Genomic DNA, 19,300 nt, shown 5'->3' on the forward strand with positions numbered 1-19,300 from the left:
CGCGTCACCGACCCGGCAAAGCCGGCGCGGAAACGGCCGCTCGGTGGTTCAGATACGCCTCGGCGGCCACCGCCCGGAAGCTGCGGACCGTGCCCGACCAGCGGAAACGGGCGGCGCGCAGCCCGGCGGCGGCGCCCATCGCCTCGCGCCGCGCGGGGCTGAGCGTGAGCGCGCACCAGGCGGCGGCGAAGGAGCTCTCGCCGCGCGCGAGGACGCCGGTCACGCCGTCGTCCACCGAGTCGCGCAGGCCCGGGATGTCGAAGCCGACGGCCGGGGTGCGGCGGGCGGCGGCCTCCATGACCACCAGACCCCACCCCTCGACCAGCGACGGGTGGAGCAACAGCCAGGACTGACAGAGCAGTCGGTGCTTCTCGGCTTCGGAGACCCGGCCCGCGAAGACGACCCCTGGGCCCGCCATGGCTTCGAGCCGCCCGCGCTCGGGACCGTCGCCGACGATGACGAGCCGCCCGCCGGTGACCGGGCGGACCCGCTCCCACAGCCGCAGCAGCAGATCGATCCGCTTGTACTCGACGAGCCGGCCCATCGCCAGGAACAGCGGCTCGGGGGCTCTGGGCAGCAGCGGACCGGGCTCCTCCACTCCGTTGTGCACGAGTCTGATCCGGCTCCTGGGCACGCCGAGGTCGCGCAGCGCGGTGGCGGTGGAACCGGAGACGGCGACCATCAGATTGCCGCGGTGGGTGTCGGCGAGCGCCCAGTGCTCCAGCCGGCGGCCGAGCCGGGCGGCCGGCGCGGGGAAGCGCATCCGCCACAGGTCGGTGTGCACATGGTTGACCAGGCAGAGCGTCGGCCCGCGATGCCACAGCGGAGCCAGATAGGGCATCCCGTTGCAGACCTCGACCAGCAGATCGCAGTCGCCCACCTGGCGGGCGAACTCGCGCCGGGCGCGCAGGAAGTGGCCCGCGTCGCCGCCCGCGGAGACGACCCGGTAGTCGCGGAACGCGGCGGGTCCGCCGCACAGCAGGGTCACCTGGTGGCCCTGGGCCGTGAGCCCGTCGGCGATCCGGTCCACGAGCAGTTCGGAGCCGCCGGCGGCGGGGTTGCCGAGGTCGCGGCGGGCGAGGAAGACGATCCGGCGGGGCAGCGCCGGGGGGCCGGGCGGCGGGACGGGTCGTACGAGGGGGTGCGGGGACAGCTGAGCGGACAGCTGAACGGATGGTTGAGCGGACAGGGGTACGTGCTGGGGCATGCGCGCTCCAACTCGTGTGAGGGTGCGGTACGAGTGGGGGTGGACTCCGTGTTCCTGGACTGTGCTGAGGTCCGTTTCCGGAGTGTGCCGAGGTGCGGTGCGGGTGCCGACCGGGCGGTGCGGCTGGTTGAGCGTGCGACCGGTTGTGTATGGGGTTGGTAGTTTTCGCCGCCCGGTACGCCCCGGCTACTCACCGGGATGACAACTTCGGACCGTATTTCAGCTGACACTTCGTCACTTCATGCGCCCGCCGCAGATTTCAACTGCTACGACGCCTCCCTCGCACCAGCAGCACCACACCGGCCCCGGCCAGCAGCGCGCCGGCCAGCGTCCCGGCCGTCGGCGCGGTCTCGCCCACCAACCGCAGCCGGTCGCTGTCGGACGAGGCCAGGTCCACCTGCTGGCGCTGGGTCTTGTCGGTGAACTCCAGCCCGTCGCCCTGCAACAGGATGACCTTGTCGCGCTTGCCTCCGGGAGCCCGCAAGGTCTTCTTCGGCGAGATCTTCGCGTTGACGATGCGCCCGGTGCGCCGGTCCACCACCAGCTCGATCTCGGGGTTCGCGTACCACTCCTCGGCGAGCACCTGGCCCTGCTTCGGCCGGTCCACCAGCACCCCGGGCACCTGCCGGGTACCCGTCTTGGTGGCCGGCACCTGCCCGGTGAACCGGTAGCCGCCGTACCCCTGGACCCTGGCGGAACCGTCGAAGCGGAGCGGGACGGTCGCGCCCAGCGTGTTGTCCCACCAGCGGTAGGTCCGCTTGCGCACGTCGAAGGGGAACTTCAGGTACGCGTCGCCGGCGAACGGCGTCGGCGACTCGTCGCAGCAGTGCACCGGCGCGTTGGTGCGCCGGTCGGTGACCCACCGCTCGGTGGTCCACTGCAACGACCTGCGCGGGTCCTTGAGCGGCAGCGTGCGCGGCGTGTCGATCGCGGTCGACACGTCCCAGACCGCCCGCCCGCTGCGCTCGCTGTCGGCCACATCGCCCAGCACCCGGCGGGTGATGGTCAGTTTCTGGTCCTTCTTCGTCTCGACCGCGTCGGCGTCGAAGTAACTGCCGGTGCCGGTGAAGACCGTGGTGACGTTCACATCGATCGGCGTGCGCTTGGCCCGTGGCTCGACGTACCAGGCCAGCAAGGGTGCCAGGACCAGCAGGAAGACACCGGTTCCCAGCAGAATCAGCGACAGGGGTGAGGCGGTACGGCGCATACGGGTACTCCGAAGGGCGAAGGGAGTAGTGCACGTGCGTATGGGCCGGGAACCGTAAGCCCATACTTGACAGGTCGTCAATCCTGTCTCCACACTCGGCAATTCAGACCGGGCCGGGCCGGTGCGCAGCCACAGAGAGGTTCGCCGCGCCATGCCCAGAGTCCTACCCGCCGTTCTGACCTGCTTGGCCGCCGCCGCGCTCGCGGTCGGCGCCGCCTTCGGAATCGTCGCCGCGCTCAACGCGACCCCGGATCAGCCGAATGTGCCCCTCGTCACCTTCGAATCGAGCACGCCCCAGCGCTGACCGCCCCCAGGGAGGAAGCCGTGGCAGGACCGGCCGTGACCGCGCCCCCGCCCGCACCCCGATCGGCCTGGCACGACGTCTCCCCCATGCGGGTGCGGAGGTTCGTCGCGCTGGCCCGCGACGAGGTGCCGGACCTGGCCCAGGAGATCCTGCGGGAGATCCGCCGCGAACATCCGCACCTGCCGCTCGTACTCGACGAATCCGGCGAGCCGCGGGCGCTGGTCGGTATCCGGCGCGCTCTCGAACACTTCCTGGACCACCTGACCTCGGGGCCCGACCGGCCGCAGGTGCACCACCGGGTGTTCCAGGAGTTCGGCCGCGGCGAAGGGCTGCAGGGCCGCACCCTCGACTCGCTGCAAGCCATGTACCGGCTCGGCGTCCGGCTCGCCTGGCGGCGGCTCGCCGAGATCGGCCAGCGGGTCGAGATCCCGCCGCCGGCCATGTACGAGCTCGCCGAGTCCGGCTTCCAGTACCTCGACGGTCTCGTCGACGAGACCGTGCGCGGCTACGCCGAGGCCGCCGCCCGGCAGGCCGGCGAACGGCTCCGGCTGCAACGACGGCTGCTCGACCTGCTCTTCGCCGAGCACCGCTCCGACCCCGCCGAGGCCCTCGCCGAACGCGCCGCCCGGATCGGCTGGCCGCTGCCCGAGCAGGTCGCGGTCGCCGTGCTGCTGCGGCCCGCCCGGGAAGCGATGGCCCCGGCCGTGGGCCAGGGCGTCCTGCTGGACATGGAGCCCGAGCAGCCGCGCATGGTGGTGCCCGAGCCGACCGCCGCCGGGCGCGCGGAGCTGCTGCGCCGCAGCATGGCGGGCTGGTCCGGCGCGATCGGCCCGCCGGTGCCGCTGCACCGGGCCGTCAAGTCGCTGCGCTGGGCCGCCGCCGCGGTCGCCCTGATGGAGCGGCGGCTGCTGCCGGCCGGCCAGCTGCTCCAGTGCACCGAGCACACCGAGGCGCTCGTGCTGCTGCCGCCGGAGGAGCTGATCGAGGACCTGGACCGGCGGCTGCTGGCCCCGCTGGCCTACTGCGGCCCCACCCATGGCCGCCGGCTCGCGGAGACCCTGCTCGCCTGGCTGGAGAGCCGGGGCGGCGCGCCGGAGGTGGCGGCCAGACTCGGCGTGCACCCGCAGACCGTGCGCTACCGGCTGCGGCAGATCCGCGAGCTGTGGGGCGACGAGGTGGACGACCCGGACCGACGCTTCGAGCTGGAGCTGGTGCTCAGGGCGCGACGGCTGCGCGGCGAGCTGGCCGCGCGGCTGCCGTGAGGGCGGGGCGTGGGGGAGGGGCGTGGGGGCGACGGGCTGTCGGGCAGGGGCGCACGCGGTTCGGCCGGGCTCGATGCGGCCGGCTCGGCCCTGCCCTGCGCGGCTCAGCCCGGCTCTATGCCCAGCATCCGCTTGAGCAGGTCGCGCAGCACGGCGCGCTCCAGCTCGGTGAGGCCCGCCAGCGGCTCGCGCGCGAAGTCGAGTGAGCCGCGCAGCCGGGCGGCGGTCTCCTGGCCCTTTTCTGTCGCAGCGGCCAGCTTGACCCGGCGGTCGACCGGGTCGGGGCGGCGCTCGGCGAGGCCGCGCACCTCCAGCCGGTCGACTATGCCGGTGACGTTCGACGGCTCGCACTTGAGCTTCTTCGCGATCCGGCGCATAGGCATCGGCTCATGGGACAGCAGCCCCAGTACGCGGGCCTGGGCGCCGGTCAGCGAATGCTTGGCCGCCGCCTGCTCGTACTCCTCGTAGTAGCGGGCCACGACGGCGCCGATGAGCTCGACGACCTCTTGGGTCAGGGGGTCAGTGCGAGAGGCCATGAGAGCCAGCCTACCGCCTTACTTGACAACATGAAACATTCAGGAGCATGGTTGTTTCACCAAGTGAAGCATTTAGGAGGCTCCGCCACATGTCAGTACAGCCCAAGACCGGTCGCGAATGGCACCTCGTCGCCCGTCCTCACGGGTGGCCGAAGCCGGAGGACTTCGCCCTGCGCGAGACCGCCGTCCCGGAGCCCGGCCCCGGCCAGATCCTGGTCCGTAACATCCACCTGTCGGTCGACCCCTACATGCGCGGCCGGATGAACGACGTGAAGTCCTACACCCCGCCGTTCCAGCTCGACCAGCCGATGGAAGGCGGAGCGGTCGGCGAGGTCATCGCCTCCAACGCCGACACCGTCGCGGTCGGCGACCACGTCCTGCACGGCCTCGGCTGGCGCGAGTACGCCGTGGTCGACGCCAAGCGCACAGCGAAGGTCGACCCCGAGATCGCGCCGCTCTCCGCCTACCTCGGCGTGCTGGGCATGCCCGGCCTGACCGCTTATGCGGGCCTCTTCGAGGTCGCCGCCTTCAAGGAGGGCGACACGGTCTTCGTCTCCGGAGCAGCGGGCGCCGTCGGCAGCCAGGTCGGCCAGATGGCCAAGATCAAGGGTGCCGCGCGGGTCATCGGCAGTGCGGGATCCGACGAGAAGGTCAAGCTCCTCGTCGAGGAGTACGGCTTCGACGCGGCCTTCAACTACAAGAACGGCCCGGTCGCCGCGCAGCTCAAGGAAGCGGCCCCGGACGGCATCGACGTCTACTTCGACAACGTCGGCGGCGAGCACCTGGAAGCGGCGCTCAGCTCCTTCAACGTGCACGGCCGTGCCACCATCTGCGGCATGATCGCCCAGTACAACGCGACCGAGCCGACCCCCGCCCCGCGCAACCTCGCCCACGTCATCGGCAAGCGCCTGCGCCTGCAGGGCATTCTGGTCGGGGACCACGCGGCTCTCCAGCCGCAGTTCGTGGCCGAGGTCGGCGAGTGGCTCCGCGAGGGCAAGCTGCAGTACCGCGAGACCGTCGTCGAGGGCATAGAGAACGCCTATGACGCCTTCGTCGGCCTGCTGCGCGGCGAGAACACCGGCAAGATGATCGTGAGCTTCGCGAACTGATGTTCGCCGCACCACCGATAGGCTCGACACCAGCCGTCGCGGTCGTGGGCGCGAGTCGCGACGAATCACAGGAGGATCTTTCATGACCATCCAGGACATAGACATTGCCTACACCGCTGTCGCGACCGCCGAGAACGGCCGTGACGGCCGGGTCGCCAGCGATGACGGCAAGCTCGATGTCGTCGTCAACCCGCCGAAGGAACTGGGCGGCAGCGGCGCGGGCACCAACCCCGAGCAGCTCTTCGCGGCCGGCTACAGCGCCTGCTTCCAGGGTGCGCTCGGCGTCGTCGCCCGCAAGGAGAAGGCTGACATCTCCGGCTCGCGCGTGACCGCCAAGGTCAGCATGGGCAAGTCCGCGGGCGGCGGCTTCGGCCTCGAGGTCGAGCTCGTCGTCTCGATCCCGAACGTCGACGCGGCCACCGCGCAGCAGCTGGTCGAGGCCGCGCACCTGGTGTGCCCGTACTCCAACGCCACGCGCGGCAACATCAAGGTCGACCTCACCGTCGCCTGATCCTGATCCGCTAAGGGCTGGACGGCTACAGGAGCGATGGAGCCGTCCGCCTCGCACGAACCGAGGGCCGCACCCGGAAACCGGGGTGCGGCCCTCGGGCGTGCGGGGGCCCTGCCGGGCGGGGCGGCGTGGGGGAGCGGCGGCCCTCGGGCACCGGCCCGGCCCTCGGGCACCGGCTCTGCCCCGGTGCCGGTTCCGGGTTCCGGCCCTGGCTCCGGCTCCGGCCTGGGATCCGCTGCTGGTTGCCGGCCCGATGTGCCCGCCGCCTCCGCCTGGCCCACGGCGTCTGTCGCGTCCGCAGCGTTCGCCTGCGGTGACGGCCGGGCTGTCGGGGTTGTCAGCGGGGCCCGATAAGCTTCTGACATGCGTGATCTCGGGGTGGGCTTCGGCTATTTGATGAAGGGGCAGCGCTGGGTGGCGCGCCACGGCCGCTGGTGGGGGTTCGGGCTGATCCCCGCGCTCATCACCCTGGTGCTGTACGCCGCGGCGCTGGTCGCGCTCATCATGTGGGCCGACGACCTGACGGCCTGGGCCACCCCGTTCGCCGACGACTGGGACTCGCCCTGGCAGGCGCTGTTCCGCGGCTTCCTGACCGCGCTGCTCTACGCCGGCGGGCTGCTGTTCGCCGTCGTGTCGTTCACCGCCGTGACCCTGCTGGTCGGGCAGCCCTTCTACGAGTCGCTGTCCGAGCAGGTCGACATATCGGTGAGCGGCCACGCCCCGGAGTCCGGACTGCCGCTCTGGCGGGACCTGTTGATCTCCGCGCGGGACAGCCTGCGGATTCTGCTGCGGGTCGCGCTCTACGGCGTGCTGCTCTTCGCGCTCGGCTTCATCCCGGTCATCGGCCAGACCGTGATCCCGGCGATCGGCTTCGGCGTCTCCGGGTACTTCCTCGCCGAGGAGCTGACCGCCGTCGCGTTGCAGCGCCGCGGCATCGAACTGCGCGAGCGGCTGGTGCTGTTGCGCGGCAGGCGGATGCTCACCCTGGGCTTCGGCGTCCCGCTCGTACTGCTCTTCCTGATCCCGCTGGTGGCCGTGTTCCTGATGCCCGGCGCGGTCGCGGGCGCGACGCTGCTGGCGCGCGATCTGGTGGGGGAGCCGGATGACCCGGCGGACCCGGGGCCGGACTCGGAGCCGGCCGGCGATTCGCTCGCGACCGGCTGACAGGTCCGGAGCCCGAGGTGCCGCCGTCGCCGAGTCAGGCGGTCTCGGCGTGCGGGGTCAGCTCGACGCGGCGGCCGGCCCGACCATCACCCGATCGAGGACCGGACGGTGTGGAGGAGCCCTCAGCCCTTGACGCCCGCGGCGGTCGTGATGACAGCCCTGACCTGGGCGGTGATGGCGAGCCGGTTGCGGACGAAGTCCGGATCGGTGACCTTGCCGGTCGCCGGGTCGGTGTTGCCCGCGCCGAACTGCAGTACCGGCGTGTGCAGATGGCCGCCCGGCACATCGAGCCGCACCGCGTCGCGCAGCAGCGTCGCCCGGTAGGCGATCTCGTTGGAGAGGTAGTCGCCGCCGCCGCCCGCGCGGGCCGTGGAGCCCGGCGTCGGTCCGTCCGGGCGGTTGACCGGACCGGTCGCGCCCGCCGGGATCTCGGTGACCGCCGTGTTGTCGTACACCGGGAAGTCCCCGGTCCCGGCCTCGACGATCTTCTTGTACGGGAGGGTCGTCGTCGTCCACTGCGGCTGCGGATCGACGGTCGGAATGCCGGGCGGCACGGGCACGGTCCCGGTGCGCGAGACATTCGCGTTGTCCGGATAGCCGCCGCGCCACGCGCCGTTGGTGCGCTCCACGTCGAAGCGGCCGACCCGGCCCTGGCTGATGGTGGTGAACAGATCGACCCGGCGCGGGCCGGGCCGGAAGTGCGGGAGCAGCGTCCGCTCGACCGTGCCCTCGGCGAAGTCCGTCCAGCGGACCGGGAAGAGCGCGGTCTCGACGCGGGCCGGGCCGTCGGCCGTACGGATCGTGACGCCGTCCAGGGCGAGCGCCGCCGCGCCCGACGGGTTGCTGCGCCGGGCGTCCGCGTCCAGCTGGAACGGGTCGAAGCCGGTGACGACGATCCGCTTGAGGTGCCGGCCCGCCGGGAGATCGACCGAGTCCTGGCCGCGCGAACCGCGCTCCAGCCGGTTCAGCAGCGCGCCGCGCCGCGCCTCGTCCACCGGGAAGCCCGGCTGCCACTGCCGCAGCTCCGCGCTCATGCCGAGCCGGGCCCAGTACAGCGGCCGGTCGTCGTCGCGGCTCAGCTCACCGCCCGCCGGGCCCCGGCCCTGCACCCGGTCCACGGCCCGCTGCCACAGCCGCTGCCCGTGCCGCGCGGTCAGCCGCTCCGCCTCCCCGTACGACCGGGCCGCGCGCAGCGCCCGCGCGAAGTCGGGGGCCGCCGAGTCGAAGCCGCTGAGGCGCAGGATCTCCTGCGGGGCTTGCCGTGCCAGCCGTTGCTCCTCGACGGTGAGCGGGGCCTGGGCGGACGGAGCGGCGGCGTTCGCCGCCGGGGCCGCGAGGGGCAGTGGCGCGCAGACGAGCAGCGCGGCGCCGAGCACGCTCAGCCGGGCGGGTATCCGTCTCATGCTCATGCGGGGACCTTCCGTTCGGATGGTGATCACAGCAGCCGATCAAGGACGCAGTATCCCGGCCGAACCGGAGTTGAGCCAGAGGCCCCTGGGCAGCGGGCGGCGCCCTCCCGTCAACCCCGTTGCTGGAGCAGCGAGACGAAGGACCGGAACGCGGCGGACATGTCGACGGCCTCCGGGTCCAGCAGCCACTGGAACTGGAGTCCGTCCATGACGGCGACCAGCAGCGGCGCGGCCTGTTCCGGGGTGAGGCCGCCGGGCAGCCGTTCGCCGAACTCGCCGCGCAGGGTGGCGGCCATGTCGTCGCGGACCAGGCTGTAGCGGTGGGTGAAGAACTCGCGGGCCGGATGGCCGTCGGTGACGCTCTCGCCGAGCAGCGCGGAGAAGGTCTGGACGATGCCGGGCCGCATCGCGTTGTAGTCGACGAGCGAGCCCACCAAATCCAGCGGCCAGCGGCCCTCGCCGTGCCGGGCGGCCGAGCCGGTGTCCCACTGGTCGCGCGCTTCGAGCACGGCGACGAGCAGGTCCTCCTTGGTACGGAAGTAGTGCAGCAGCCCCTGCTGGGTGAGGCCGACGCGTTCGGCCACCGCGCCGAGCGTGGCACCGCGATAGCCGCGCTCGGCGATCACTTCGAGCGCCGCGCGGAGAATCTCCGCCCGCCGCTCCTCGCCGCGCCTGCTGACCGCGGGCTTGGCCATCCCGGACCCCTCACTTCCCCGGTTTCCTGTCCGGAGACCGTACGATATTCGTTGATAACGCATTGGCAACGAAGCCTACCGTTCTACAGGTGGGGCGGGGCACTATGGCGGCAGCATTTGGACGTCGACGAGGAGGTGCGGTCGTGGCGGACACGGACGCCGGCGCGGACACGGGCGCGGACACAGGCGCGGACACAGGCACAAGCACAGAGACGAGCGGGGGCGGGATCGCAGACGCGGGCCGGGTCGCCGCAGCGGCGGACCGGACGCGAGACGCAGCGGCCGACCGGGCGCGGGCCGACGTGGTCGAGGCCGCGCTCGGCAAGCTCGACCTCGACACCAGGACCCGGCTGCTCGCCGGCCAGGACATGTGGTCGCTGCCCGCGATCCCCGCCGTCGGCCTCCGCTCGCTGGTGATGTCCGACGGGCCGATCGGCGTCCGCGGGGTGAAGTGGACGGCCGAGGACCCGTCCATAGCGCTGCCCAGCCCCACCGCCCTCGCCGCCACCTGGGATCCGGAGCTGGCCCGCCGCGCGGGCCGCCTCCTCGCGCAGGAGGCCCGCCGCAAGGGCGTGCACGTCCTGCTCGCCCCGACCGTCAACCTGCACCGCTCACCGCTCGGCGGCCGGCACTTCGAGTGCTACTCCGAGGACCCGTACCTCACCGGCGAGATCGGCTCCGGTTACGTCCGCGGCGTGCAGGACGGCGGCGTGGGCACCACGGTCAAGCACTTCGTGGGCAACGACGCGGAGACCGACCGCTTCACCGTGAACAACACGATCGCCCCGAGGGCGCTGCGCGAGCTCTACCTCGCGCCCTTCGAGGCCATCGTCGCCAACGCCCGCCCCTGGGGCGTCATGGCCGCGTACAACTCCGTCAACGGCCCCACCATGTCCGAGCACCGCTACCTCCAGAACGAGGTGCTGCGCGGCGAATGGGGCTTCGACGGTTTCATCGTCTCCGACTGGACCGCCGCCCGCGACACCGCCGGCGCGCTGCTCGGCGGCCTCGACATCGCGATGCCCGGCCCGGTCACCGTCTACGGCGAGGCCCTCGCCACCGCCGTACGGGACGGCCGGGTCCCGGCGGCCGAGGTCGACGACGCGGTGCGCCGGGTGCTGCTGCTCGCCGCCCGCGCCGGAGTCCTCGACGGCGCGCCGGCCGCCGTCGCCCCCGACCGGTTTCCGGCCGCGATCGACGGCGAGGCGCTGGCCCGCGAGGTCGCCCGCCGCGCCTTCGTCCTGGTGCGCAACGAGCTGCTGCGCGAGGCGGCCCCCGAGGGCGCCGGATCGGGTGCGGGAGCGGCCCTGGCCGCGCTGCCGATCGACGCCACGAAGATCCGCCGCATCGCCCTGCTCGGCGCGACGGCCAAGGACGCCCGGGTGCTCGGCGGCGGCAGCGCCACCGTCTTCCCCGACCACATCGTCTCCCCGCTGGAGGGGCTGCGCGCCGCGCTGCCGCCCGGCGTCGAGCTGACGTACGCGGTCGGCGCCGACCCGCGAGCCAAGATCCCGCACGCCCGCGAGGGCTTTGAACTGCGCTCGCGCTTCCTGGACGCGGACGGCGGCCTGCTCCTCGAACTCCCGCAGCACGGCGGCCTGGTGCAGTGCATGGGCGAGTTCCCCGAGGGCGTGGACCGGACCCGGCTGGTCTCGGTCGAGCTGGTCGGCACCCTCACCCCGGCCGTCACCGGTGAGCACGTCTTCGCCATCAGCGGCACCGGCGACCTGCGGCTGACCGTCGGCGGCGAGGTGCTCTTCGAGCAGCGCGTGACGCCCGACAACGACGACCCGTTCGAGGCGTTCATGAACCCGCGTGAGGAGCGGGCCGGGGCCCGCCTGACCGCCGGCGAGCCGGTCGAGGTCCGGGTCGGCTACACCCCGCTCAGCCTCGGCCTCGGCGAGGGCATGGACGCGCTGCGCTTCTCGCTCGGCCACACCGACCCGCAGCGCGACGCCGACGCCGAACTGGACGCGGCGGTACGGGCCGCGACCGGCGCCGATGTCGCGGTGGTCGTCGTCGCGACCACCGAAGAGGTGGAGAGCGAGGGCTTCGACCGGACGAGCCTCGCGCTGCCCGGCCGGCAGGACGAACTCGTCCGCCGGGTCGCCGCGGTGAACCCGCGCACCGTCGTGGTCGTCAACTCCGGCTCCCCGGTGGAGCTGCCATGGCGCGAGGACGTCGCGGCGGTGCTGCTCAGCTGGTTCCCCGGCCAGGAGGCGGGCGCCGCGCTCTCGGACGTCCTGCTCGGCGTCGAGGAGCCGGGCGGCCGGCTGCCCACCACCTGGCCGGTCACCCTCGCCGACGCCCCGGTCAGCCGGGTCGTGCCGACCGACGGCGAACTGGCCTACGAGGAGGGCGTCTTCATCGGCTACCGGGCCTGGGAGCGGCACTCGGCCGCTCCCGCGTACTGGTTCGGGCATGGGCTGGGCTACACGGACTGGGAGTACGAGACCATCGAACTCGGCGGACGGGGTGAGGCTGCGGGGGTCGGCAAGAGCATCGCATCAGGCGCGGACGCTGTGACCAGCGAAACCGCCGGGGCTGCTGGGGCTGCCGGGGCTATCGGAATCACCGGGGCTATCGGAATCACCGGGCCGGTCGGGACCACCGGGACCACCGGAACCACCGCGCCGGTTGGGACCACCGGAACCACCGAGCCGGTCCGGACCACCGAGCCGGTCCGGACCACCGAGCCGGTCCGGACCACCGAGCCGGTCCGGACCACCGAGCCAGCCAGGGCCACTGAGGCCACCGTAAAGATCCGCCTCCGGAACGCCGGTCCGCGCCCCGGCCGCGAGATCGTGCAGATCTACCTCGCCGCCCCGCCCGACGACACCGTGGAGCGTCCCGCTCGCCGTCTCGCGGGCTTCGCCTCCGTACGCGCCGCGCCGGGCGAGCGCGTCGAGGCCGAGATCGCGCTGCCGCGCCGGGCGTTCGAGATCTGGGACGAGGCGGCGAACGGCTGGCAGTTCATCCCTGGCACGTACACCGTCGAGGCGGGCCGCTCGGTCGCCGACCGACGGCTGACGGCCGAACTGGCCGCCGAGGGCTGAGCCCAGGCCCTGTCCGGGCAGCGATAACTGGGGGAGCCTGGCACCGCACCGCACCGCACCGCACCGCACCGCGTTGTCGGGCTCGCCCGAATACGTCCAGTACGAGGGCGACCCTCCGCCTTGCGATGCCCCCCAGCTACCGCTGGGAGACGCCCCCTGCGAGTTGATCCGCGAAGATCGCCCGGACAGGGCCTACGCGGGGGTTCCGGGCCGGGTGATCTGCCGGTAGGCCAGCTCCGCGAGCCGTCCCTGGCCCTCCTTGCTGGGGTGGAACCAGTCCCACTTGCTGAGTTGGCCGCCGGTGAACCGGAAGCCGAAGACCGCGCCGCCGTCGTACCGGCACAGCTTGTCCGCGCCGCAGATCTCCTTGAGCGCGCTGTTGTACGCGACCACCCGGTCCTGCACCGACTGCCGCCGCTGGACCGCCGCCTGGTCCGTCGCGTCCGGGTCGCGCAGGATCGACTGGCAGATCCCGAGCTTCCAGACCTGCTTGCCCAGGGCGTTCTCGCGCCCCTCGGACCACAGTCGCATCAGGTCCGGCACGCTCGCCACATAGACCTGGGTCTTGGGGAGTTCCGCGCGCAGCGCGCGCAGCGAGGCGGTGAAGTCGGCGCGGAAGTCGGCGACGGAGGTCATGCCGGCGGGGTCGCTGGTGCACGCGTCGTTGGCGCCCAGCATGACGGTCACCAACTCGGGCCGGTCCGCGATCGCGGCCGTGACCTGTTGCGGCAGGTCGGCCATCCGGGCGCCCGCGACGGCGTGGTTCCAGCTGTGCCCGGCGGGCTTCTTGAGCAGCCGGCTGGCGAGGCTGTCCACCTTCGCGTCGGTGCCGGTCGACCAGGACACCTCGGGGCAGTCGGCGAGCACCGAGCAGGCGTCGAAGCCGACGGTGATGGAGTCGCCGAGGGCCGCGATGGAGTCGGGCTGCCGGTTCCACACCGGCGCCGGCTTGGGGGAGGGGCGGGCGGCCGAGCTCTTGCCGGACCCGGGGGAGCCGTCGGTCGAGCCGCCGCCGCCACAGCCGGCCAGCAGCATCGCGGTGCTCAGTACGGCGGTTGCGGTCGCCGCGGCGAAACGTGGGGCGCGCCCCGGACGGGGGCCGCGGGTCCGGTCCGGGAGACGGCTCCGGACCCGGCCGCGAGAGAGCCCGACTCGATCGCCGCTCCGCATTCGCCTTCCCCCTCCGACGTTTGAGTGATATCCATCCAGGACCGACGGTACGTCACGCCGCGACTGCCGCCGCACGATAGCTTTTCCCGTAATGGTTGGGTCGGCGGCCCGGAGGAGCGCGAACACCGGCAGCGGTAAATTACATCACGTCACATTCTGCCCCCTTTGCGGCGAGTTGTCCCGCATGGTGTTTACTGTAGGTAATCTCACAGGCTGGTGCCGAAGTGACTATTGGGGCAGAATGTCACCAAGCTGATCCGGCTCACCGCCGGACGGGCATGAGGCCGCCGGGGAAGGCGCCCCTCGTCCCACACTGGAGGTCCCGGTGACGACACGCGGAGTTCTGTACGTGCACGCCGCACCCCGCGCGCTGTGCCCGCACGTGGAATGGGCCATCGCAGGCGTCCTCGGCGTCCGCGTCAACCTCGACTGGATCAGACAGCCCGCCTCGCCCGGCACCTGGCGAGCCGAATTCTCCTGGCAGGGCGAACCCGGTACCGCCTCCAAGCTCGCCTCCGCGCTGCGCGGCTGGCAGCTGCTGCGCTTCGAAGTGACCGCCGAGCCGTGCGCCACCGCCGAGGGCGAGCGGTACAGCGCGACCCCGGGACTGGGCATCTTCCACGCCGTCACCGGCATCCACGGTGACATCCTCATCCCCGAGGACCGGCTGCGCGCCGCGCTCGCCAGGGCTTCGCGCGGCGAGACCGTGCTGGAGGCCGAGGTCGCCAAACTGCTCGGCAAACCCTGGGACGACGAGCTCGAACCGTTCCGCTACGCGGGCGAGGGCGCGCCCGTCCGCTGGCTGCACCAGGTCGTCTGACGGCCGCACCAGATCGTCTGAGCCGCGCCGTTGGCCCCGGCACACCCGGAAGCTCTAGCGTGCCGTCATGGCTGACAACACCTCAGTAGCAGTTCTCGGTACCGGAATCATGGGTTCGGCGATGGCCCGCAACCTGAGCAGAGCGGGCCTCGACGTCCGGGTGTGGAACCGCACCCGCGCCAAGGCCGAACCGCTGGCCGCCGACGGCGCGCGCGTCGCGGACACCCCGGCCGACGCGGTGGACGGCGCCGACGTCGTCCTCACCATGCTGTACGACGGCCCGGCGGCGCTCGACGCGATGCGGCGGGCCGCACCCGCGCTGCGCCCCGGCGCGGTCTGGTCGCAGTCGACGACGGCAGGGCTGGCGGCGCTCGACGACCTCGCCGCCTTCGCCCGTGAACACGGCCTGCTGTTCGTCGACGCCCCGGTCCTGGGCACCAGGCAGCCTGCCGAGAACGGGCAGCTGACGGTGCTCGCGGCCGGTCCCACCGAGGCGCGTCCCGCCCTCGCGCCGGTCTTCGACGCGATCGGCAGCCGGACGACCTGGGTCGGCGAGGACGGCGCGAGCGGCGTCGCCAGTCGTCTCAAGCTCGTCTGCAACAGCTGGACGCTCGCCGTCACCAGCGGAGCGGCCGAGGCGCTCGCGCTCGCCGAGGGGCTGGGCGTCGACCCGCGGAGCTTCCTCGACGCCATCGCGGGCGGGCCGTTGGACATGGGCTATCTGCGGGCGAAGGCGGCGGTGATCATGGGCGGCGACTTCACCCCGAGCTTCACCGCGGCCAACGCCGCGAAGGACCTCGGCCTGATCGTCGCGGCGGGGGAGGCCGCGGGCGTCAAGCTGGACGTCGCCGCCGCGGGCGCCGAGCGCTTCCGCCGCGCTACCGAACAGGGCCACGGCGAGAAGGACATGGCGGCTTCGTACTTCGCGAGCTTCGACGGCGAGGCGGGTACGGGCGGCTGAGCCACGCGTACGGCCGTAGCCCCACGAGCACCCACCGGGCACCGGGCAGGACGGCGACCGGGCCGCCCCTGTGCGACAGCGAACGCGAAGGCCCGCCCGGTCCAGCAGGAATCCTGGACCGGGCGGGCCTTGGCAGAGCGACGCGTCGCGCGGACCGACCGTACGGTCAGACCGTGCGCTCGGCGCGATGGATCAGATCGAGCGGAAGGCGAGCACCACGTTGTGGCCGCCGAAGCCGAACGAGTTGTTGAGCGCGACGATCGAACCCTCGGGCAGCACCCGGGGCTTGCCGCGCACGATGTCCGCGTCGGCCTCGGGGTCGAGGTTCTCGATGTTGATCGTCGGCGGGGCGATCCGGTGGTACAGCGCCAGGACGCTCGCCACCGTCTCGATGCCGCCGGCGCCGCCGAGCAGGTGACCGGTCATGGACTTGGTGGCGGAGATGGCCATGTGGTCGACGTCGGAGCCGAACACCTTGCGCAGCGCCTTGATCTCGGCCACGTCGCCCTGCGGCGTGGAGGTGGCGTGCGCGTTGACGTGTACGACCTCGGCGGGCTTGAAGTCCGTCGAGTCCACCAGGTTCCGCAGCGCCTGCGCGATGCCGTTGCCGGACGGCTCGGGCTGCGTGATGTGGTGGGCGTCGGCCGAGATGCCCTGGCCGAGCGCCTCGCAGTAGACCCGCGCGCCGCGCTGCGCGGCATGCTCCGCCGACTCCAGGACGACGACGCCCGCGCCCTCGCCCATCACGAAGCCGTTGCGGTCGACGTCGTAGGGGCGCGAGGCGCCCTCGGGGTCGTCGTTGTTCTTGGACATCGCCATCATGTTGCCGAAGGCGGCGATGGGCAGCGGGTGGATGGCCGCTTCGGTGCCGCCGGCGACGACGATGTCGGCGCGGCCCGTACGGATCATCTCGATGGCGTAGCCGATGGCCTCGGCGCCCGACGCGCAGGCGCTGACCGGCGTGTGCACGCCCGCCCTGGCGCCCACGTCGATACCGACGTTGGCGGCCGGGCCGTTCGGCATCAGCATCGGCACGGTGTGCGGGGAGACGCGGCGTACGCCCTTCTCCTTGAGCACGTCGTACTGGTCGAGGAGGGTGGTCACGCCGCCGATGCCGGAGGCGATCACCGCACCGAGACGGTCCGGGTCGGCAGCCGGGTCTTCGCCTGCCTTGGCCGTGAAGCCGGCGTCGGCCCACGCCTGGCGGGCCGCGATCAGCGCGAACTGCGCGGAGCGGTCCAGCTTGCGGGCCAGCGGACGGGGCAGGATCTCACCGGGCTCGACGGCGATCTGACCGGCGATCCGAACCGGCAGTTCGGCGTAGCGCTCTTCCTTGAGCGGGCCCACGCCGGAACGTCCGGCGAGCATGCCGTCCCAGGTCGATACGGTGTCGCCACCCAGCGGTGTGGTTGCGCCGATACCGGTGACGACCACGGTGCGATTGGTCGCGTTCACAGGAATTCTTTCTCCACGTGTAGAGGGTTCTGAATCAACGGCGCCACCGCCAAGGTGGCGACAAACGCTCGGGACGATCAGGCCTGGTGAGCGTCGATGTACTTGACGGCGTCGCCGACGGTCTTGAGGTTCTTCACGTCGTCGTCCGGGATCTTGACGTCGAAGCGCTCTTCAGCGGCGACGACTACCTCGACCATGGACAGCGAGTCGACGTCCAGGTCATCGGTGAAGGACTTCTCCGACTTGACGTCCTCGACCGGGATGCCGGCGATCTCGTTCACGATTTCTGCGAGACCGGCGACGATCTCTTCCTGGGTGGCGGCCATTGCGGCGCTCCTTCGATGTTGGGGTGATCCGGGGTTGGATCGTGGCGTGCGCGCTGCCCCGGATGGCCCGGGGTTGCGTAGATCTTGACTAAGGGAGGGTAACTACCGTCGCGGCGTAGACGAGACCCGCCCCGAAGCCGATGACGAGCGCGGTGTCGCCGCTCTTCGCCTTTCCGGTGGCCAACAGCCGCTCCATGGCGAGCGGAATGGAGGCCGCGGAGGTGTTGCCGGTGGTCTCCACGTCGCGGGCGACCGTGACGTGCTCCGGCAGTTTGAGGGTCTTCACCATCGAATCGATGATCCGCATATTGGCCTGGTGCGGAATGAAGACGTCCAGGTCTTCCGCGCTGACGCCCGCGGCCTCCAGGGCCTGCTGGGCGACCTTCGCCATCTCGAACACGGCCCAGCGGAAGACCGTCTGGCCCTCCTGGCGCAGCGCCGGGAACTTGACGTCGGTCCGCTCGCGGTACTCCTCCCAGGACACGGTCTGGGTGATCGCCTCGGACTTCTCGCCGTCCGAGCCCCAGACGGTGGGGCCGATGCCGGGCTCCGTCGCCGGGCCGACGACCACGGCGCCCGCGCCGTCGCCGAACAGGAAGGCCGTCGAGCGGTCCTCCAGGTCGGTGAGGTCGGACAGCCGCTCCACGCCGATGACCAGGACGTACTCGGCGCTGCCGTCGAGGATCAGCCCCTTGGCGAGGGTCAGGCCGTAGCCGAACCCGGCGCAGCCGGCCGAGATGTCGAACGCGGCGGGGTCGCCCGCGCCGATCCGGAAGGCGATCTCGGTCGCGATGGCCGGGGTCTGCTTGAAGTGCGAGACGGTCGAGACGATCACCGCGCCGATCTGCTCAGCGCTGATCCCGGCGTTGGCGAGGGCCTTGCCGGACGCCTCGACGGACATCTGGGCGACCGTTTCCTCCGGGCTCGCCCAGTGCCGGGTCGCGATACCGGAGCGGGAGCGGATCCACTCGTCGGACGAGTCGATGTGCTTGAGGATCTCCTCGTTCGGCACCACTCGGGTCGGGCGGTAGCCACCGACCCCGAGCAGGCGTGCGTACGGGGCGCCCTTGCTTGGCTTGATCTTCGCGGTCATGCTCCGGGGCTCCTATTCGGCCTGCGCGTCGGCGGCGGGGGCGTTGCCACCCGCGGGCTCGGCGTGCTCGGCGATCAGCGCACGCGCCGCGTCGAGGTTGTCAGGGGTCTTGAGTGCGAGCGTCCGCACACCCGGCAGGGCGCGCTTGGCGAGGCCGACCAGGGTGCCCGCCGGGGACACCTCGATGATCGCGGTGACGCCCAGCGCCTTGAAGGTCTCCATGCACAGGTCCCAGCGGACCGGGTTGGACACCTGGGCGACGAGGCGGCGCACGATCTCCTGGCCGGAGGCGACCGCCTGGCCGTCCCGGTTGGAGATGTAGCGGGTGTGCGGGTCCTGGACCGTGAGGTCGGGGACCAGCGCCCGCAGCTTCGCCACCGCGGGCTCCATGTGCGCGGTGTGGAACGCGCCGGCCACCTTCAGCGGGATGACGCGCGCCTTCTCCGGCTTGTCGGCGCTCAGCGCCGCCAGCTGCTCGGCGGTGCCCGCGGCGACGATCTGGCCCGCGCCGTTCACGTTCGCCGGGGTGAGCCCCAGCTTCGCGAGGTGCGCGAGCACCTCTTCCGGGTCGCCGCCGAGGACCGCGGACATGCCCGTCTCGGTGACGGCGGCGGCCTCGGCCATCGCCCGGCCGCGCACGCTGACCAGCTGCATCGCGGCTTCGGGGGTGAGCACGCCGGTGGCCGCCGCGGCGGTGATCTCACCGACGGAGTGGCCCGCTGCCGCGCCGACCAGCCGCGGGAAGTCCGCGGCGGGGTCGTCGAAGAGCGCCTGCGCGGAGACGAGGCCGGCGGCCACCAGCAGTGGCTGGGCCACGGCGGTGTCGCGGATTTCGTCCGCTTCGGCTTTCGTGCCGTAGTGGACCAGGTCCAGCCCGGAATCGGCCGACCACCCGTCGAGGCGTTCGGCGACGCCGGGGAGGTCGAGCCAAGGGGTCAGGAAGCCAGGCGTCTGAGCACCCTGGCCGGGAGCGACGAGTACGAGCACCCTCACACTCTCTCTTGTGAATGGTCCC

At 72.2% G+C, this 19,300-nt stretch carries 18 protein-coding genes; 8 read left to right on the forward strand and 10 right to left on the reverse strand.

The window, feature by feature from the left end; translation table 11 throughout:
* Nucleotides 1–4 precede the first annotated feature (4 nt).
* Both QMK28_RS07465 and QMK28_RS07470 read right to left on the reverse strand, forming a co-directional pair.
* Entirely contained in the window at nucleotides 5–1,207 is a 1,203-nt protein-coding gene (locus QMK28_RS07465) for a glycosyltransferase family 4 protein (protein ID WP_326436221.1), read from the reverse strand.
* A 259-nt stretch (nucleotides 1,208–1,466) separates the two neighbouring features.
* The gene (locus tag QMK28_RS07470; RefSeq protein WP_326436222.1) at nucleotides 1,467–2,414 is read right to left on the reverse strand and encodes a DUF3068 domain-containing protein; all 948 of its coding nucleotides are present in this window, start codon (nucleotides 2,412–2,414) and stop codon (nucleotides 1,467–1,469) included.
* Between the two features lie 151 nt (nucleotides 2,415–2,565).
* On the opposite strand from QMK28_RS07470, the gene QMK28_RS07475 reads away from it, so the two are divergent.
* Both QMK28_RS07475 and QMK28_RS07480 read left to right on the forward strand, forming a co-directional pair.
* Nucleotides 2,566–2,718, forward strand: a complete 153-nt coding sequence (locus QMK28_RS07475) for a hypothetical protein (RefSeq protein WP_326436223.1) — start codon at nucleotides 2,566–2,568, stop codon at nucleotides 2,716–2,718.
* A gap of 86 nt (nucleotides 2,719–2,804) precedes the next feature.
* Nucleotides 2,805–3,980: a helix-turn-helix domain-containing protein gene (locus QMK28_RS07480; RefSeq protein ID WP_326436288.1), complete on the forward strand. Its 1,176-nt coding sequence runs from the start codon at nucleotides 2,805–2,807 to the stop codon at nucleotides 3,978–3,980.
* Nucleotides 3,981–4,084: 104 nt separating this feature from the next.
* On the opposite strand, the gene QMK28_RS07485 is transcribed toward QMK28_RS07480, so the two are convergent.
* Nucleotides 4,085–4,516, reverse strand: coding sequence for a MarR family winged helix-turn-helix transcriptional regulator (locus tag QMK28_RS07485; protein ID WP_326436224.1), 432 nt, complete (start codon nucleotides 4,514–4,516; stop codon nucleotides 4,085–4,087).
* Nucleotides 4,517–4,605: 89 nt separating this feature from the next.
* Between QMK28_RS07485 and QMK28_RS07490 the strand changes: the two genes are divergently transcribed.
* The 3 genes from QMK28_RS07490 (at nucleotide 4,606) to QMK28_RS07500 (ending at nucleotide 7,300) form a co-directional block, all read left to right on the forward strand.
* Nucleotides 4,606–5,625: an NADP-dependent oxidoreductase gene (locus QMK28_RS07490; RefSeq protein ID WP_326436225.1), complete on the forward strand. Its 1,020-nt coding sequence runs from the start codon at nucleotides 4,606–4,608 to the stop codon at nucleotides 5,623–5,625.
* An 82-nt stretch (nucleotides 5,626–5,707) separates the two neighbouring features.
* Nucleotides 5,708–6,136, forward strand: coding sequence for an organic hydroperoxide resistance protein (locus tag QMK28_RS07495; protein WP_326436226.1), 429 nt, complete (start codon nucleotides 5,708–5,710; stop codon nucleotides 6,134–6,136).
* 363 nt (nucleotides 6,137–6,499) lie between these two features.
* Entirely contained in the window at nucleotides 6,500–7,300 is an 801-nt protein-coding gene (locus tag QMK28_RS07500; protein ID WP_326436227.1) for an EI24 domain-containing protein, read from the forward strand.
* Nucleotides 7,301–7,422: 122 nt separating this feature from the next.
* On the opposite strand, the gene QMK28_RS07505 is transcribed toward QMK28_RS07500, so the two are convergent.
* Together QMK28_RS07505 and QMK28_RS07510 are read right to left on the reverse strand one after the other, a co-directional pair.
* The gene (locus tag QMK28_RS07505; RefSeq protein ID WP_326436289.1) at nucleotides 7,423–8,703 is read right to left on the reverse strand and encodes a pyroglutamyl peptidase; all 1,281 of its coding nucleotides are present in this window, start codon (nucleotides 8,701–8,703) and stop codon (nucleotides 7,423–7,425) included.
* Between the two features lie 116 nt (nucleotides 8,704–8,819).
* Entirely contained in the window at nucleotides 8,820–9,404 is a 585-nt protein-coding gene (locus QMK28_RS07510) for a TetR/AcrR family transcriptional regulator (protein WP_326436228.1), read from the reverse strand.
* Between the two features lie 302 nt (nucleotides 9,405–9,706).
* Here QMK28_RS07510 and QMK28_RS07515 point away from each other — a divergent pair, with 302 nt between their 5' ends.
* Nucleotides 9,707–12,460: a beta-glucosidase gene (locus QMK28_RS07515; protein WP_326436290.1), complete on the forward strand. Its 2,754-nt coding sequence runs from the start codon at nucleotides 9,707–9,709 to the stop codon at nucleotides 12,458–12,460.
* A gap of 192 nt (nucleotides 12,461–12,652) precedes the next feature.
* Here QMK28_RS07515 and QMK28_RS07520 read toward each other — a convergent pair whose 3' ends face one another.
* Nucleotides 12,653–13,495 (reverse strand): SGNH/GDSL hydrolase family protein, encoded by an 843-nt coding sequence (locus QMK28_RS07520; RefSeq protein ID WP_326436229.1) that lies wholly within the window; start codon nucleotides 13,493–13,495, stop codon nucleotides 12,653–12,655.
* Nucleotides 13,496–13,955: 460 nt separating this feature from the next.
* On the opposite strand from QMK28_RS07520, the gene QMK28_RS07525 reads away from it, so the two are divergent.
* Together QMK28_RS07525 and QMK28_RS07530 are read left to right on the forward strand one after the other, a co-directional pair.
* The gene (locus QMK28_RS07525; protein WP_326436230.1) at nucleotides 13,956–14,450 is read left to right on the forward strand and encodes a DUF3145 domain-containing protein; all 495 of its coding nucleotides are present in this window, start codon (nucleotides 13,956–13,958) and stop codon (nucleotides 14,448–14,450) included.
* Between the two features lie 67 nt (nucleotides 14,451–14,517).
* Nucleotides 14,518–15,411 carry an NAD(P)-dependent oxidoreductase gene (locus QMK28_RS07530; protein WP_326436231.1) on the forward strand — a complete coding sequence of 298 codons (894 nt, stop codon included), beginning with the start codon at nucleotides 14,518–14,520 and terminating at the stop codon, nucleotides 15,409–15,411.
* Nucleotides 15,412–15,603: 192 nt separating this feature from the next.
* On the opposite strand, the gene fabF is transcribed toward QMK28_RS07530, so the two are convergent.
* From fabF to QMK28_RS07550, 4 genes are all read right to left on the reverse strand, one after another.
* Nucleotides 15,604–16,866, reverse strand: a complete 1,263-nt coding sequence (gene fabF, locus QMK28_RS07535) for a beta-ketoacyl-ACP synthase II (protein WP_326436232.1) — start codon at nucleotides 16,864–16,866, stop codon at nucleotides 15,604–15,606.
* A 77-nt stretch (nucleotides 16,867–16,943) separates the two neighbouring features.
* Complete coding sequence (locus QMK28_RS07540) at nucleotides 16,944–17,192, reverse strand: acyl carrier protein (protein WP_326436233.1); 249 nt, start codon at nucleotides 17,190–17,192, stop codon at nucleotides 16,944–16,946.
* An 88-nt stretch (nucleotides 17,193–17,280) separates the two neighbouring features.
* Nucleotides 17,281–18,285 (reverse strand): ketoacyl-ACP synthase III, encoded by a 1,005-nt coding sequence (locus QMK28_RS07545; RefSeq protein ID WP_326436234.1) that lies wholly within the window; start codon nucleotides 18,283–18,285, stop codon nucleotides 17,281–17,283.
* Between the two features lie 12 nt (nucleotides 18,286–18,297).
* A complete protein-coding gene (locus tag QMK28_RS07550) occupies nucleotides 18,298–19,272 on the reverse strand; it encodes an ACP S-malonyltransferase (protein ID WP_326436235.1) in 975 nt (324 codons plus the stop codon).
* Between the last annotated feature and the right edge of the window lie 28 nt (nucleotides 19,273–19,300).

The sequence above is a fragment of the Streptomyces sp. H27-D2 genome (assembly GCF_035828615.1).
In the GTDB taxonomy this organism is placed as follows: Bacteria; Actinomycetota; Actinomycetes; order Streptomycetales; family Streptomycetaceae; genus Streptomyces.

Coding starts and splice junctions, on each gene's coding strand:
- QMK28_RS07465 (WP_326436221.1), bottom strand. CDS start 1,207: ATGCCCCAGCACGTACCCCTGTCCGCTCAACCATCCGTTCAGCTGTCC.
- QMK28_RS07470 (WP_326436222.1), bottom strand. CDS start 2,414: ATGCGCCGTACCGCCTCACCCCTGTCGCTGATTCTGCTGGGAACCGGT.
- QMK28_RS07475 (WP_326436223.1), top strand. CDS start 2,566: ATGCCCAGAGTCCTACCCGCCGTTCTGACCTGCTTGGCCGCCGCCGCG.
- QMK28_RS07480 (WP_326436288.1), top strand. CDS start 2,805: ATGCGGGTGCGGAGGTTCGTCGCGCTGGCCCGCGACGAGGTGCCGGAC.
- QMK28_RS07485 (WP_326436224.1), bottom strand. CDS start 4,516: ATGGCCTCTCGCACTGACCCCCTGACCCAAGAGGTCGTCGAGCTCATC.
- QMK28_RS07490 (WP_326436225.1), top strand. CDS start 4,606: ATGTCAGTACAGCCCAAGACCGGTCGCGAATGGCACCTCGTCGCCCGT.
- QMK28_RS07495 (WP_326436226.1), top strand. CDS start 5,708: ATGACCATCCAGGACATAGACATTGCCTACACCGCTGTCGCGACCGCC.
- QMK28_RS07500 (WP_326436227.1), top strand. CDS start 6,500: ATGCGTGATCTCGGGGTGGGCTTCGGCTATTTGATGAAGGGGCAGCGC.
- QMK28_RS07505 (WP_326436289.1), bottom strand. CDS start 8,703: ATGAGACGGATACCCGCCCGGCTGAGCGTGCTCGGCGCCGCGCTGCTC.
- QMK28_RS07510 (WP_326436228.1), bottom strand. CDS start 9,404: ATGGCCAAGCCCGCGGTCAGCAGGCGCGGCGAGGAGCGGCGGGCGGAG.
- QMK28_RS07520 (WP_326436229.1), bottom strand. CDS start 13,495: ATGCTGCTGGCCGGCTGTGGCGGCGGCGGCTCGACCGACGGCTCCCCC.
- QMK28_RS07530 (WP_326436231.1), top strand. CDS start 14,518: ATGGCTGACAACACCTCAGTAGCAGTTCTCGGTACCGGAATCATGGGT.
- QMK28_RS07540 (WP_326436233.1), bottom strand. CDS start 17,192: ATGGCCGCCACCCAGGAAGAGATCGTCGCCGGTCTCGCAGAAATCGTG.
- QMK28_RS07545 (WP_326436234.1), bottom strand. CDS start 18,285: ATGACCGCGAAGATCAAGCCAAGCAAGGGCGCCCCGTACGCACGCCTG.